This is a genomic window from Ventrimonas faecis (assembly GCF_040096075.1).
GTDB classification, from domain to species: domain Bacteria; phylum Bacillota; class Clostridia; order Lachnospirales; family Lachnospiraceae; genus Brotaphodocola; species Brotaphodocola faecis.
The window spans coordinates 1-14,710 of the sequence record NZ_JBBMFJ010000007.1 but is presented as its reverse complement, the minus strand read 5'-3'; the positions used below and the strand labels follow the sequence as shown (position 1 = coordinate 14,710).

The following is a 14,710-nucleotide window of genomic DNA, read 5'->3' as shown; positions in this document are numbered from 1 at the left end:
CCTCTCTGACAGAAGCTTACGACGTACTCCTCTTCTTCCCAGCCTGTTTGCATATCGTGAATATTTTAAAGCAAAGAGCGCGAAGTTGCAAGGGGTTTCGGGAAAATTTATGATTCTTTTAATTTTTGCAGCGAACAACGCACTCCTTTTTATAGCAGGCAATTCCATAGGACAGGATTGTTTTCATTCCATCTTCCTTCTGCTTCTATTATAAACGTTCCAAAAGTCCAAAAGCAACCATAACACGAAAATAATTTTAAAAAATTGTACAAAAAGTGTTGACAATTAAAACAATAAGCGTTATACTACGTAAGCACTGTTGAGTGAGGCATCACTCAGACAGCAAATATGGGGTCTTAGCTCAGCTGGGAGAGCATCTGCCTTACAAGCAGAGGGTCATAGGTTCGAGCCCTATAGGCCCCATACCAATTAAATATGGCGGAATAGCTCAGTTGGCTAGAGCACACGGTTCATACCCGTGGTGTCGAGAGTTCAAATCTCCCTTCCGCTACTAATAAGGCAATCTGTGAAAGCAGGTTGCTTTTTTGTTTATCTTTTTGCTAAAGAGGGGCAATTTTACAACTGCCCCCTTCTTCACTCCAGCATAAACTCCACAATCCGCTCTCTCGCATCTTTCCCGTCAAACAGATCCCGACAGTCAATCTCATCTGCAAACATCAGTTCTTCCACCGTCATCAGATATGCCATATATTCGTCAGACGGATAATAGAAAAACAGCCGGATCTCCCTTGGTCTCTCGTACCAGGAATCCAGAATCCGGTGAATCACTTTCTGTAATAATTCTACCGAAAACGGATTGAAAAAATATGCCCGGTTCACTGCTTCCGGCACTGGAAACTCTCCTGCATCTGCCAGAACAAACTCTGTCCTTCCACCGGATACTGCCGTCTTTTGATTCTCCGCTGCCGCCTCATAAATGCGCGGATCATACTCTACACCAATGCTGTGACACCTGGTCTGATAGGAAAGATAGCAGTCTACCCGCCCTTTGCCGCAGCCGTAATCTAAAAGCGTATCTCCTTTCCGGATCCATCCGCTGTTGGCCAGGCGCTCTAACACAGCATACGGAGTCGGCTCATAGGGATAGCGGTACTGATCCGCGTTGGAATCATCCCGCCCCATAGTCTTGATCTTCAGCAGGCGGTCCCACTGGTTTTCTTCCTGTTCCATGCTCCTTCCGCTCATGAGCAGCCCTTCTCCCCTTCTTCCGGCCAGATATCTCCCACATCCAGCCCCCGCTCTGTCAGCCACGCATCCTCCACGGAAACATAGCGCTCATTTCCATCTTCATCGGCTAATGTCACGGAAACCTTCGGAGCCTGCCCGGGAAGCCGGCCTTCGCATCCATAATCTCCATCAAAAATATGCCTGATTTTCCACATGATAATTTATTCCTCTTTCCTTTTCATCTTCATCAGTATAACGAAAATCCCGCGCCCTATCAAGAATAATTCGATTTGACATCACATCTTTCCACCGCTATAATCGAGTTGCAGTTCATCTGCCAACACTTCGTAACTGTTCAGTACCCTCACAGTTACAACACTTCCAAAGATAAGGAGTTCAACACATTGATCACCATAGAAAAAAAGCTCCGGCTTCCCGACACCTACCCGCTAGAGCGGATCGGAAAGCTGGAGGAGCTTCTCTTTTTTGATATTGAAACCACCGGCTTCTCCGGTGACCGGTGCCAGCTGTATCTGATCGGCTGCACCTATTATAAGGAAAATACCTGGAACCTGATCCAGTGGTTTGCCGATACCAAAGCGGCAGAAAAAGACCTGCTGGATCACTTCTTCGATTTTCTGAAACAGTATAAAACCGTGGTCCATTTCAATGGAGACGGCTTCGATATCCCGTTTTTACAAAAACGCTGCAAGCATTTTAACCTGCCCTACAGCTTTTCCGATGTTGCCAGCTTTGATATTTACAAAAAAGTAAAGCCGTACCGGAACCTGCTTGGACTGGACAGCTTAAAGCAGAAAACCATTGAGCAGTTTCTTGGCATTGCCCGCACGGATAAGTACAATGGCGGACAGCTCATCGAGGTATACAAAGATTATCTGATGACTCATGAAGAAGATCCGTATGACTTGCTCATTCTGCACAACGAAGACGATTTAAAAGGCATGCCCTCTATCCTCCCGATCCTGAATTACCCGGATTTTCTGGAGCAGCCCTTCACATTGTCTGAACAGGAAATTGTAGATGAACCGGGCGCAAATGGACGCTGCAGGCATCTTTTAAAGCTGACCTGCAAAAGCTCCTGCTCCCTTCCGGTTCCGGTAAAGGCTTCCATGCCTCCGGCACGCTGCGTAATGGAGAAAGACCAGATCACCTTCCTGATAGAGCTGACAGAAGGAACCTTAAAGCATTTCTACCCGGACTATAAGGACTACTACTATCTGCCCTTTGAAGACCGGGCCGTCCACAAAAGCATCGGAGCCTGCGTAGACAAAGATGCCCGCGTGAAAGCGTGCGCATCCAACTGCTACACCAAAACCACCGGCTTTTTCCTGCCCCAGTTTGAAGATATCTGGGAGCCGGTCATGAAACAGGAATACAAAGATAAAATGCGCTACGCCGCCCTGGGCGATGTATACCTGGCCGATGAAGCTGCCCTGCAGAAATACATAAAAGCAATTCTTTCCTATCTAAAATAACAATATTGGAAAGCAACGAAACTGCCGGGCGGCACCATCCTGGTGCCTGTCCGGCAGTTTCGCTGCTTTCTCATATTATGATTTACTGGATCTCCAGCATTTTCTGCTTGATCTTCTGCTCAATCTCCATAAAGCACTCAATCAAAATCGGATTGAAGGTTCCGCATTCACCCCCAAGGATCATCTCAATCGCACGTTCATGGGTGAAACCCTTCTTGTAGGCGCGTTCACTGATGAGGGCATCGTAGACATCGGCCAGGGATACGATCTGGGCGGAAATCGGGATCTCGTCTCCCACCAGTCCGTCCGGGTAGCCTTTTCCATCATACCGCTCATGATGCCAGCGGCAGATCTGATAGGCAATGTCGATCAGCGGCTCATCTTTATAGCGCTCCATCTTGCTCAGCATGGAAGCGCCGATCAGGGTATGCTTCTTCATCTCGGCAAATTCTTCCGCAGTCAGTTTTCCCGGCTTATTCAGGATTTTCTCATCAATTCCAATTTTTCCGATATCATGGAACGCGGACGCAATCGAGATCATCTGGCATGTTTCCGGTGTCAGGCGGTACTGGTCTGTGCGCTGCAGAATGCCTTCTAACAGCATTTCTGTCAGAATCTTAATATGCAGCACATGAAGGCCGCTCTCTCCATTTCGGAATTCCACGATCTGGCTTAATACTTCGATCATCATCTGGCTGTTTTTCTCATTCTCATGAATATGGTCAGATACCAGCGCGATCAGGCGGCGCTGCTTTGCGTACAGCTTAATGGTGTTAAACACTCTCTGGCGGACCACATAGTTGTCAAAGGGCCTGCTGATGTAATCAGATACCCTAAGCTGGAACGCCCGGCGCATGTATGCGTCGGACTCTTCACTGGAAATCATGATGACCGGAATATCCTCGATCCAGCGGTTCCGGTTCATGTGTGTCAGGACCTCAAAGCCATCCATAACCGGCATGACAATATCGAGAAGCACCACAGAGATTTCCTTTCCGTACTGCTTCAGGAGTTCCATGCATTCCATTCCGTTCTCAGCCACAATGATATCGAAATCATCTTCCAGCATGGTGATGAGAATTTCCCGGTTCATCTCGGAATCATCGACTACAAGGATCTTCTGTTTATGCACGGCACCGCTTTGTTTCAGCCTGCTTTCTTCCTGCTCCGTCACCACCATATTTTTGTTGTTCTTCGCCTGATACATGAGATGATCCGCTCTGGTAACCGCAGCATCAATCTTTTCGTTCTGGCAGAGTGTTCCGCCTACACTGATGGAAATCTGCAATTTGGTATAGCCTGGAATGTTGGCCTCATGTACCCGTTTCTTGATAGTCTGGAGTTTTTTGTTAAAAACATCTTCCGCAATATCCGGCATGACCAGAAGAAATTCATCTCCTCCGAAACGGATCAGGCAATCGGATTTGCGGGTATGTTTTCTCACGACATCCGCAACCGTGCGAAGAGCCATGTCTCCGGCATTGTGGCCATAGGTATCGTTGTAGAGCTTAAAATCATCCAGATCTACAAGGGCAATTCCCGCTGTCCACTCACGCTCTTTCATTTCGTCTTCATAATAACGGCGGTTGAACGCATCCGTAATGGCATCTTTGTAAAGTTTATCATTATAATGAACAAACAGATCCACAAGCTTTTCATGGTTCAGCTGGCCAAATGACCATTTGTTATCCAGGAGACGGATCAGCTCCATCACGTACTCTTTTCCACCGATTTCCACATACCGGGCAATCAGCTGATAAAGAACCCCGTCAAAAACCTCCAGTTTTCCGCGCTCACTTCTGCTGGCGGCCGCATTCGCAACCACGCAGTTCTGACACTGCTGTTCCATTTCCTGAAAATTACATTTCTCACACCCACTCTGATTTTCTCTGCAGGACTCCCGGATATGGTCTGCGTCCTCAACCGTGAACAGGCGGACGGCCTGAAATACCTTTTTGAAGTTTTCTATTTCTTTTTCTGCCTGTCTGGCTGTTATCTTTTCGTCTACTGCCATGTATGTTCCGCCTTTTCGCGCGCCAGATCTGTTTTCTGATATTTTTCGATCTGCGTTAAATCATATATCTATGATAACATTTTGCGCGGAAAATAACAACTCGATAATCCGTCATATTTCGACACAGCCTGACAAATGCTGAAGCTGCAGCCCATTCCGGATTTTTACATCCTGTGAACGGCCTCACACATGGCCTTTACATATTCCCCAACATGCTCCGGCGCATCCGCTCCATACTCTTTGCAAAGCTTCACAATGGCCGATCCCACAATGGCTCCGTCCGAAAGTCCGGCCATCTTCGCGGCCTGCTCCGGGGTGGAGATACCAAATCCAACCGCGCACGGAATGTCTTTCGCTTCCTTCACCAGCTTCACCATGGCTCCGATGTCAGTGGTGATCTCACTTCTCATACCAGTTACACCGAGGGACGATACACAGTAAACAAAGCCATTCGCCTCCTTCGCGATCATGCGGATGCGGTCATGGGAGGTCGGAGCAATCAGGGATATCAGATCCAGTCCGTACTTGCGGCACACCACATCAAACTCTTCCTTCTCCTCAAACGGCACATCCGGCAGGATCAGGCCATCCATGCCGATCTCTGCTGCCTTTTTTACAAAATGCTCCGTTCCATAGGAGTAAACCACATTGGCGTAGGTCATAAACACCATCGGAATCTGGGTGTTTTTTCGGATTTTCACAACCATATCAAAAATCTTGTCCGTGGTAACGCCGCCGGATAACGCACGGATGTTGGCCTCCTGGATCACCGGGCCCTCCGCCGTCGGATCGGAAAACGGGATGCCAAGCTCGATTAAGTCTGCCCCTGCCTTTTCCATGGCGTAAACAATTTTTTCGGTTACCTCCAGGGACGGATCCCCACAGGTGATGAACGGGATGAATGCTTTTCCTTTTTCAAATGCCTTTGCGATATTACTCATGTAAGTCCTCCCCTCTGTATCTCGCTACGGATACACAGTCTTTATCTCCTCTTCCGGATACATTTACGACAATGATCTTGTCTTTTCCCATAGCCGGTGCCAGCTTCATGGCATGAGCAATAGCATGGGCGCTCTCGATGGCTGGGATGATGCCCTCGGTCCGTGACAGATACTCAAAGGCCTCCACGGCTTCCTCATCGGTGATGGCTACATACTGGGCGCGGCCTGCATCAAAGAGTGCCGCATGCTCCGGTCCGATGCCTGGATAATCCAGTCCGGCGGAGATGGAATATACCGGTGCGATCTGTCCGTATTCATCCTGGCAGAAGTAGGATTTCATTCCGTGGAAGATACCCAGGCGTCCGGTGGCAATGGTGGCCGCTGTCTCCGCAGTGTTTACGCCCCGTCCTGCTGCCTCACAGCCGATGAGCTGTACATCCTTATCTTCGATGAAGTTATAGAAGGCACCGATGGCATTGGATCCGCCACCCACACAGGCCAGCACAGCATCTGGAAGCCGTCCTTCCTTCTCTAACATCTGCTCCTTAATCTCTTTGGAGATGACAGACTGGAAATCCCTGACAATGGTCGGGAACGGGTGCGGTCCCATGCAGGATCCCAGAACGTAGTGGGTATCCTCAATGCGGTTGGTCCACTCTCTCATGGTCTCAGACACCGCATCCTTTAAGGTTCCGGTTCCGGAGGTAACTGCGTGAACCTTGGCACCTAACAGGCGCATCCGGTATACGTTTAAGGCCTGGCGCTCGGTATCCTCCCTTCCCATGAAGACCTCACATTCCATTCCCATGAGGGCTGCTACCGTTGCGGTGGCCACGCCATGCTGACCGGCTCCGGTCTCGGCAATGACTCTGGTCTTGCCCATCTTCTTGGCCAGGAGCATCTGACCGATCACGTTGTTGATCTTGTGTGCGCCGGTATGGTTTAGATCCTCGCGCTTTAAGTAAATCTTTGCTCCACCCAGATCCTTTGTCATGCGCTCCGCGTAGTAAAGACGGGACGGTCTTCCTGCATACTCATTTAACATCGTGGTCAGTTCCCGGTTGAATTCCGGGTCATCCTTGTAACGGTTGTACGCCTCTTCCAGCTCGATCACTGCATTCATCAGAGTTTCCGGAATGTACTGACCGCCATGAATTCCAAATCTGCCTTTGCTCATCGTGTTTCCTCCTCATAATTGAAATTGCTTCGAAAATAAATGAAACAAAAAACGTCCCGGCATAGCGTTTTGCCATGCCGGGACGAATGTGATCGTGGTGCCACCCGATTTTCACAGACAGTGCCAGGTTCCTTCGTGTTCGCTCTGCTTTCTGCTCTCCAGGATCCTCTGAATAAACAAAAAGCAGATATCCCACATCGGAATATCTGCCACCAATCTGTCTCATATCCAGGTACGGAAAACTGTAAGATCTGTTCTCGATACCCGTATCCATTAACGCTGGAACACGGCCTCAGCTACTTGCAAAGCGTTCGCCTGGCGTCTCACAAACCCATTCCAAAAGAAGCTTCATACTGCCTTCCACCAGCCGGCAGCTCTCTGTGATGTCACTCCAGATGTACTCTCTTTGATCATCGACTTTCGAATGTTTATTTTAATTGGTTTAAAGTTAGCACAGGTCAAAGAATCTGTCAACTACCAATTTCAATTTTTTTGCAAAGAAAACGCGCCCTCGCCGGACGCGTTTTCTGATTCTTTGTGTTATGTACCGAAATTATTCTCCAAATACAGCCTTGTAGTCTGCCTGGAATTTTGCGATACCCTGATCGGTTAACGGATGCTTGGTCATCTGCTCTAATACCTTGTATGGTACGGTTGCGATGTCAGCGCCAGCCTTTGCGCAGTCGATGACATGGATCGGGTTGCGGATGCTTGCTGCGATGATCTCGGTCTGGATGTCGTGCATCATGAAGATTTCTGTGATCTCGTTGATTAAATCGATACCCGGCATGGAAATGTCATCCAGTCTGCCCAAGAACGGAGAAACGTAGGTTGCGCCTGCTCTTGCAGCCAGCAGAGCCTGTGCTGCGGAGAAGATCAGGGTTACGTTGGTCTTGATGCCCTCTGCGTGCAGAACCTTAACAGCCTTTAATCCCTCTACGGTCATCGGGATTTTTACAACCATGTTCGGATGGATGGCTGCAATCTCACGGCCTTCTTTGATCATGCCTTCTGCGTCGGTGGTGGTAGCCTTTACCTCACCGCTGATCGGTCCGTCTACGATGGAAGCGATCTCTGCGATAACCTGCTTGAAGTCACGGCCCTCTTTTGCGATCAGGGACGGGTTGGTGGTTACACCACAGATAATGCCCATATCATTTGCTTTGCGGATCTCATCTACATTTGCGGTATCTACGAAAAATTTCATGATTCAAAATTCCCCCTTGGATTTATTTTTCTATAGAAATAGTAATCTCTATTTGCATGAATTGCAACAGATTTTACCTATTTCATACAATTTTGTCATTCATATAACTTTTCATTTTTTCTGGCCATAGTATGCGTTCGGACCATGCTTTCTTAAGAAATGCTTGTCCTGCATGCACTGCGGTGTGCGGTTGTCTGCGTTCGGATTGATGAGCTCCGTCATGAAGTTCATCTTTGCGATTTCTTCCAGAACCACTGCGTTGTGAACCGCCTCTGCGGCATTCTTGCCCCAGGTGAAGGGGCCATGGTTTTTGCAGAGCACAGCCGGAACGTACATCGGGTTTTTGCCCTTAAAAGTCTCTACGATGACAAGGCCGGTGTTCTTCTCATAACCTTCCTCGATTTCCTCCGGGGTTAAGTTTCTCGCGCACGGAATCTCGCCGTAGAAGTAATCAGCGTGGGTGGTTCCGTAGCACGGAAGTCCTCTTCCGGCCTGCGCCCAGGCAGTTGCGTGCGGGGAATGAGTGTGAACAATGCCGCCGATCTCCGGGAATGCCTTATAAAGTTCCACATGGGTCGGGGTGTCGGAGGACGGGTTCATGGTTCCCTCTACCCGGTTTCCGTTTAAGTCCATAACCACCATATCTTCCGGTTTTAACAGATCATAATCAACACCGCTCGGCTTGATGACAAACAGGCCGCTCTCACGGTCGATTCCACTGACGTTGCCCCAGGTGTAGGTGATGAGGCCGCGCTTCGGCAGCTCCATATTTGCTTCATATACCTGCTGTTTTAATGCTTCCAGCATACTGCTATTCCTCCCTCATTCTGTCTCCCGGTTCTTCCGCACCTGTCTCTGCGGCCGGTTCCCCGGGAGTACATCTGTTTTATTTCAGCAGCTTTGCAGACGGCCTGGTAACCTCCACTCCCATCTGCAGCGTGCATATTTTTCAAGCTTTCTCCGGCAGAGTCTCCACAGCCGCCCGCTCGATCGGCAGTCCTGCGTGATAGCGTACCATAAACTCGTCGAAGCCCTTCACATCCTCTGCGTCCGGCTCCATGACGGTTCCGTGCTGGCCGCCGAATACCTTCTTCTCCAGGTAAGCGTCCAGGGTCTCGCCCTCTTCCTTCCATACGCGGTAAGATGCCAGGAGTGCTGCGCCCCATGCGCCGCCCTCGCCTGCGGTCTCCATGACCTCAACCGGAACTCCTGCTGCGGCTGCCATGATCTTCTGGCCTACGCCCTTAGTCTTAAACAGGCCGCCGTGTCCAAGCAGGACATCCAGTTTTACCTGCTCATCGCGGAACAGGATATCCAGACCGGTCTTTAACGCGCCAAGAGAAGTGTAGAGATGGGTTCTCATAAAGTTAGCCAGGTTGAATTTATCATCCGGGCGGCGTACAAACAGCGGACGTCCCTCTTCAAAACCGGTGATGTGCTCGCCGGAGAAGTAGTTGTATGCCAGCAGGCCTCCGCAGTCCTTGTCTCCCTCTAATGCCTTGTTGTAAAGAACACCGAACAGGCGGTTCATGTCTACCTCCATGCCCATGCTCTCCATGAATTCTCTGAACAGGCCGACCCATGCGTTTAAGTCGGAGGTACAGTTGTTGCAGTGTACCATGCCAACCAGGTCTCCGGCAGGGGTAGTAACCAGATCGATCTCCGGGTGTACCTTCTTTAATTCTTTTTCCAGAACGACCATGGCAAATACACTGGTGCCCGCGGATACGTTACCGGTGCGGACCTTTACGCTGTTGGTGGCGGTCATGCCGGTTCCTGCGTCGCCCTCCGGCGGACACATTGGGATGCCTGCCTCCAGGTTTCCGCTCACATCCAGCAGTTTTGCGCCCTCCGCAGTTAAGCTGCCTGCGTCCTCACCTGCTACCAGAGCCTTCGGCAGGATGTCGCGCAGCTTCCAGGAATAGCCCTTGTCTGCTACCAGAGCGTCAAACTTCTCTACCATCTTCTGGTCAAAATCGTGGTTGTGGATGTCCACCGGGAACATACCGGCTACATCACCGATACCCAGTACCTTCTGTCCGGTGAGTTTCCAGTGCACATAGCCCTCCAGGGTGATCATGTAGTCGATGTCCGGTACATGCGGCTCTCCATTTAAGATAGCCTGATACAGATGCGCAATGCTCCAGCGCTGCGGGATCGGATACGCAAACAGCTCTGTCAGCTTCTCAGATGCCTCCGCGGTGATGGTGTTTCTCCAGGTGCGGAACGGAACCAGAAGCTCTCCGGCTTTGTCAAATACCATATAGCCGTGCATCATGGCGCTGATGCCGATGCCGCCGACTGCATGCAGGGTCTCGCCGTACTGGCTCTTTACATCCTCTGCCAGTTTTGCGTATGCGTCCTGGATGCCGGTCCAGATATCCTCCAGAGTATAGGTCCAGATGCCGTCGGTCAGGCGGTTCTCCCAGTCATGGGCACCGGACGCGATGGGCGTATGGTCCTCCCCTACTAAAACAGCTTTGATCCGGGTGGAACCGAACTCGATACCGAGAGCGGTCTTCTTTTCCCGGATCCACTGTGCGATGGTTTCTTTGTTTGCACTCATGCGTATGATCCTCCTTGCATTTTATGAGACCATTTTACTACTTTTTCACAAAATTGTCTTGTCTTTTTCGGCTGCTTTTTGTATTTCTGTCACAATGTTGTACTTTCTTTCGCAAAACAGTAAAATCCTGTCATGTATTTTTGACTGGATTTTGTCGAATATTGCCAGTTATTTCTGGTAATCATGTCTTTCCGGCACTCCGGATGCCACTGAGTAAAACTGCCGTGTAATTCCCGTATTTACGCGGTTTGCTGCTTCTTTACAACACCCGTTTCTTTCTGTATGATCTGTTTTATATGTAAATTTTTACAGACAGCTTTTCATCCGGCCGGAACTTTACCGGTTCCGCCGCAAAACGGGAGTCAAGTTGTCGTTTGTATCCATATGAACCCATCCAAACAAAAACCACAAGAAAGTTTCCTAAAGCTCAAAAAAGCAGGCCCACCATAGTTTCTACCCTATGGCAGCCTGCCCTTCTTTTCGTTTTGAAATTTAAATGAATTACTGAATGAACAGTGTATTAACATCCAGGGCCTCGTCGATCATGCCGGACTCCAGCATAAAGTCTGCGGTCTTCTGGAAGCCGTCCTTGTCATCATCGGTGATGTCCAGGGAGAAATCGTAGTAATCGTACATCTCTTTGACAGCATCCTCATCCAGATCCAGCTCTTTTGCCACGATGCTCATGGTCTCGTCCGGGTTCTCTTTCATGAAGTCTGCAATCTCCTGCTGAGACTTCTCCAGCTGCGCGATCACTTCCGGATGCTCATCATAGAACTTCTGGGTGGTTGCTACTGCGATGATGGCTTTGATAAGGCCTTCGCCGTCGGTTACCTTGTGATAACCCTGCTTCTCTGCGTTGTAAGCGGTTGCGCCTGCCAGTAAAGCCACATCTACGCTGCCGCCGTCCAGACCGGCTTTTGCGTCCGGAATACTCATGTTGACGTAATTCACATCATCCAGAGTCATGTCAGCCTGGGCCAGATAAGACACTAACAGTTCATGCAGGTTGGTTCCGGTCGGACCTGCGATGGTCTTGCCCTTTAAGCTCTCCGGGCTGGTTAAGGTGTCATCCTTGGAGTACATGCAGAATGCCTTCGGGGAACGGCTGTACATATTTAATACTTTAATATCTGCGCCGTTTGCTGCAGACAGGATCACAGAAGTTGCACCAACTGCGTACAGAACCTGTACATCTCCGGAAGCCAGTGCCTGAGTCTGGTCTGCACCAGAGGTCAACTCTGCATACTCGGTGGTAATTCCCATCTCGCCAAAATCCTTTGCGAAAATGCCCTGATTCTTCTCGATGATGGTTGGTACGTTTAACGGCGAAGTAACGTAAGTAAATACCAGCTTATCCAGATCAGATTTTGCTGCCTCGCTTTCTTCTGCGGTGGTCTCTTCTGCAGAAGTCTCTTCCACACTGCTCTCTGCCACGGTAGTCTCTGCCTCCGTCTCTTTCTTAGCGCTGCCGCATCCGGTCAGGGCTGATACAGTCATGCATGCTGCAAGACCCAGTGCGATCCATTTTCTCATAATTGTGTTCCTCCTCTAGTTGATAAAATTTAAGTTGTTTATAATATCCCGTTTCAGGGAAATAAAACCATCATCCAGGAGATTGCGCTCCTCTGCCGGTGTCTCCACCGGATAAATCTTTTTCACCATTCCCCTTTCAATGACCACAATCCGGTCACCCAAGATCAGCGCCTCATCAATGCTGTGAGTCACAAACAGGATGCTGCTGTGCTTCACCTTCTGCACCCGGAGAAGCTCTTTCTGCATCTGTTCCCTGGTGAAATAATCAAGAGCCGCAAAGGGCTCATCCATCATAATAAAATCCGGCTCATAAGCCAGTGCCCTCGCAATGGCCGCCCGCTGCTTCATACCGCCGGAAAGCTGGGACGGATAGGCTTTCTCAAAACCAGAAAGTCCCACCGTTCCAATGAGACTCTGAATTTTTTCTTTATTCTGCTCTGATTTTTTCAATCCGAAAACCACATTGTCCCAGACCGTCAGCCAAGGCATCAGACGCGGCTCCTGAAATACAAAAGCCGTCTTGTGATTGCCTTCCCACAAAATCTCACCTGAATCAGCCGGTTCCAGACCGCCGGTCAGCCGCAAAAGTGTCGTCTTTCCGCAACCGCTCTGCCCCAGAATTACCGTAAACTGTCCGTGCGGAATATCAAGATCAATGCCATTTAAAACCGGCACATTTCGGTCTTCCACCAGATAGGATTTCTGTATGTTTTTCAGTTTAATTCCAGCCATTTTCCCCAGATCCTTTCAAAAAGATACTGATAAACGCACCAAAAAAACGGTCCGTCACATAACCCACGATTCCAATCACCAGAATACCTACAATGACCTTGTCCGTGCGGGACATCTGCTGGGCAAATAGAATCATGTGGCCCAGTCCGGTGGAAGCAGCCACCATCTCCGCTCCGATAATCGCACGCCAGCTGTACCCCAGTCCAATACGCATGCCCACCAGAATATCTGCCATGGCGTAGGGAAGCACAATACGGAAGAACTTCTGCCGCTCGGAATATCCAAACATGGTTCCGACTTCCAGCAGCTTTTTATCACAGCCGGTAAAGCCCTTTACAATGTTCAAATACATGGGAAAAAACGAGGCCAGTACAATAATGACTGTCTTGGTGGTCTCTCCGATGCCGCACCACAAAATCAGTAAAGGAATCATGCTGAGCGGCGGTACATTGCGGAAAAACTGCACCGTATGCTCATAGTAACCGAAAGTTTCCGGAAATAATGCCCGGAACATACCAAGCACAAAGGCCAGCACAAAGGCGATAGCAAAGCCCTTCAGAACACGTAAAAAACTGATTCCGATGTCTCTTGCCAGTTCCCCGCTCTGCAACATTTTCAGGAAACTGTGGAATACCTTTTCCGGCGTTGGAAGGACATAGACACTTAAGATTTCTGCTTTGCAGACCAGATACCAGACTGCAAACACAATAGCCACGCCGGCCAGAGGCTGGGCCCAGGATCTGATTGCCTTGCGCACCGAAAAAGCACTCGCGGTGTCTCCACTGATTTTACTGTTCATCGCACTCCATCCCCCATATGGCAGCCCTGCCGGCAGTAGAGAAGTTCCAGAAGCAGTGGACTGCGCTCTGCCCTGGCTGTATCTTTCTTCCCGTTCCGATTTCCTGCCTCTGTCGTTCCAGTCAGCACTCCGCCTGTCGTTTCCTGTATTATTTCATCTCGCAGATATTCTTCAATCTCTTCCTGCCCGCTCAGACTAAATACCGGTACAGACAGTCCCGCAAAAAATCCCGGCGGAATCGGACTGGATTCCGGTGCCGGTTCCAGTCTCTCTCCTAGTTCCGAAAGAAAGTCTTTCCAGCTCACAAAACGGGTTCGCGGCAGCTCCAGTGCATTTCCCTGCTCTGCCAGAATTCTGCAAGGAGTGGTGATGATCTTCTCACCACCTGCCAGATCCGTCCGCTCGCTGAGTTCTCTGGCACAGTGAATCAGGATTGGTTCAATATCTGCCACCTGAATGGAAAGATTCTGTTCTTCATTGTATCGTTCAATCAGATTTACCGCCTCGGGACACCTGGCATCCGCCACAATTCCATCTGCGTGTTCCATTAGTTTGGCATACTGTTTTAACACGATGCCACCCCAGTCTTCCCGGCAACGCACCTGCGTAAGCTGGTGTTCTGTCAAAATTTGTTTCAAATTCTTCTCCGATACCATACGCTCCGATACCGGGTTAATCCATAAATATGTCAAATGATTCTCCTCTTGCTGTCAGCCTGTGTTGTCTTTGTTTTCTGTTTCTAGTCTTCTCTCTATGAAATTCTTTTATAATTAGCATTTGCTAACCCGTGCTGAAAAGCATATCAAACTTGTAGGGATTTGTCAACAGCAGATTTTCTCACTTAGAAATAAAAAATCCAGACAAACATGTCTGGATCAATATGACCTCGCCGGGAATCGAACCCGGGTTTACGCCGTGAGAGGGCGTCGTCTTAACCGCTTGACCACGAGGCCGTATTCTATTTTTAATATGACATGTACCCTCAAAACCACATATTGAATTTCATCCGTTTCTTTACCTAAACCGTCTTGGTTAAGCCCTCGACCTATTAGTG

At 49.3% G+C, this 14,710-nt stretch carries 13 protein-coding genes, 3 tRNA genes and 1 other annotated feature; of the genes, 3 read left to right on the top strand and 13 right to left on the bottom strand.

Features of this window, described 5'->3' with window-relative positions; genetic code table 11:
• The first annotated feature begins 350 nt into the window (after positions 1–350).
• Positions 351–423 (top strand) — tRNA-Val (locus WMO41_RS04950).
• Positions 424–437: 14 nt separating this feature from the next.
• Positions 438–511: transfer RNA gene (locus tag WMO41_RS04945), tRNA-Met, on the top strand.
• Between the two features lie 83 nt (positions 512–594).
• Here WMO41_RS04945 and WMO41_RS04940 read toward each other — a convergent pair.
• Positions 595–1,206: an SAM-dependent methyltransferase gene (locus tag WMO41_RS04940; RefSeq protein ID WP_349228808.1), complete on the bottom strand. Its 612-nt coding sequence runs from the start codon at positions 1,204–1,206 to the stop codon at positions 595–597.
• Positions 1,203–1,403 (bottom strand): hypothetical protein, encoded by a 201-nt coding sequence (locus WMO41_RS04935; RefSeq protein WP_349228807.1) that lies wholly within the window; start codon positions 1,401–1,403, stop codon positions 1,203–1,205. Before WMO41_RS04935 ends, WMO41_RS04940 begins: the two co-directional genes overlap by 4 nt.
• A 189-nt stretch (positions 1,404–1,592) precedes the next feature.
• Between WMO41_RS04935 and WMO41_RS04930 the strand changes: the two genes are divergently transcribed.
• Complete coding sequence (locus tag WMO41_RS04930; RefSeq protein WP_349228806.1) at positions 1,593–2,684, top strand: ribonuclease H-like domain-containing protein; 1,092 nt, start codon at positions 1,593–1,595, stop codon at positions 2,682–2,684.
• Between the two features lie 82 nt (positions 2,685–2,766).
• Here WMO41_RS04930 and WMO41_RS04925 read toward each other — a convergent pair whose 3' ends face one another.
• The 11 genes from WMO41_RS04925 to WMO41_RS04875 form a co-directional block, all read right to left on the bottom strand.
• Positions 2,767–4,698: a diguanylate cyclase gene (locus WMO41_RS04925; protein WP_349228805.1), complete on the bottom strand. Its 1,932-nt coding sequence runs from the start codon at positions 4,696–4,698 to the stop codon at positions 2,767–2,769.
• A gap of 164 nt (positions 4,699–4,862) precedes the next feature.
• Positions 4,863–5,639, bottom strand: coding sequence for a tryptophan synthase subunit alpha (gene trpA / locus WMO41_RS04920; RefSeq protein WP_349228804.1), 777 nt, complete (start codon positions 5,637–5,639; stop codon positions 4,863–4,865).
• Positions 5,632–6,816: a tryptophan synthase subunit beta gene (trpB, locus tag WMO41_RS04915; RefSeq protein WP_349228803.1), complete on the bottom strand. Its 1,185-nt coding sequence runs from the start codon at positions 6,814–6,816 to the stop codon at positions 5,632–5,634. The genes trpA and trpB overlap by 8 nt, the downstream gene beginning before the upstream one ends.
• 75 nt (positions 6,817–6,891) lie before the next feature.
• Positions 6,892–7,239, bottom strand: a binding site (T-box leader).
• Between the two features lie 130 nt (positions 7,240–7,369).
• Entirely contained in the window at positions 7,370–8,023 is a 654-nt protein-coding gene (fsa, locus tag WMO41_RS04910; protein WP_349228802.1) for a fructose-6-phosphate aldolase, read from the bottom strand.
• 111 nt (positions 8,024–8,134) lie between these two features.
• On the bottom strand, positions 8,135–8,830 hold the full coding sequence (locus WMO41_RS04905; RefSeq protein WP_177291944.1) for an L-ribulose-5-phosphate 4-epimerase: 696 nt from the start codon (positions 8,828–8,830) through the stop codon (positions 8,135–8,137).
• 142 nt (positions 8,831–8,972) lie between these two features.
• Complete coding sequence (locus WMO41_RS04900; protein WP_177291943.1) at positions 8,973–10,589, bottom strand: FGGY-family carbohydrate kinase; 1,617 nt, start codon at positions 10,587–10,589, stop codon at positions 8,973–8,975.
• A 501-nt stretch (positions 10,590–11,090) separates the two neighbouring features.
• On the bottom strand, positions 11,091–12,125 hold the full coding sequence (locus tag WMO41_RS04895) for an ABC transporter substrate-binding protein (protein WP_349228801.1): 1,035 nt from the start codon (positions 12,123–12,125) through the stop codon (positions 11,091–11,093).
• Between the two features lie 15 nt (positions 12,126–12,140).
• Positions 12,141–12,857 (bottom strand): ABC transporter ATP-binding protein, encoded by a 717-nt coding sequence (locus WMO41_RS04890; protein ID WP_349228800.1) that lies wholly within the window; start codon positions 12,855–12,857, stop codon positions 12,141–12,143.
• Positions 12,844–13,656, bottom strand: a complete 813-nt coding sequence (locus WMO41_RS04885) for an ABC transporter permease (RefSeq protein WP_349228799.1) — start codon at positions 13,654–13,656, stop codon at positions 12,844–12,846. The genes WMO41_RS04890 and WMO41_RS04885 overlap by 14 nt, the downstream gene beginning before the upstream one ends.
• On the bottom strand, positions 13,653–14,348 hold the full coding sequence (locus WMO41_RS04880) for a hypothetical protein (protein ID WP_349228798.1): 696 nt from the start codon (positions 14,346–14,348) through the stop codon (positions 13,653–13,655). The genes WMO41_RS04885 and WMO41_RS04880 overlap by 4 nt, the downstream gene beginning before the upstream one ends.
• Before the next feature lie 189 nt (positions 14,349–14,537).
• Positions 14,538–14,609: transfer RNA gene (locus WMO41_RS04875), tRNA-Glu, on the bottom strand.
• Positions 14,610–14,710: the final 101 nt, after the last annotated feature.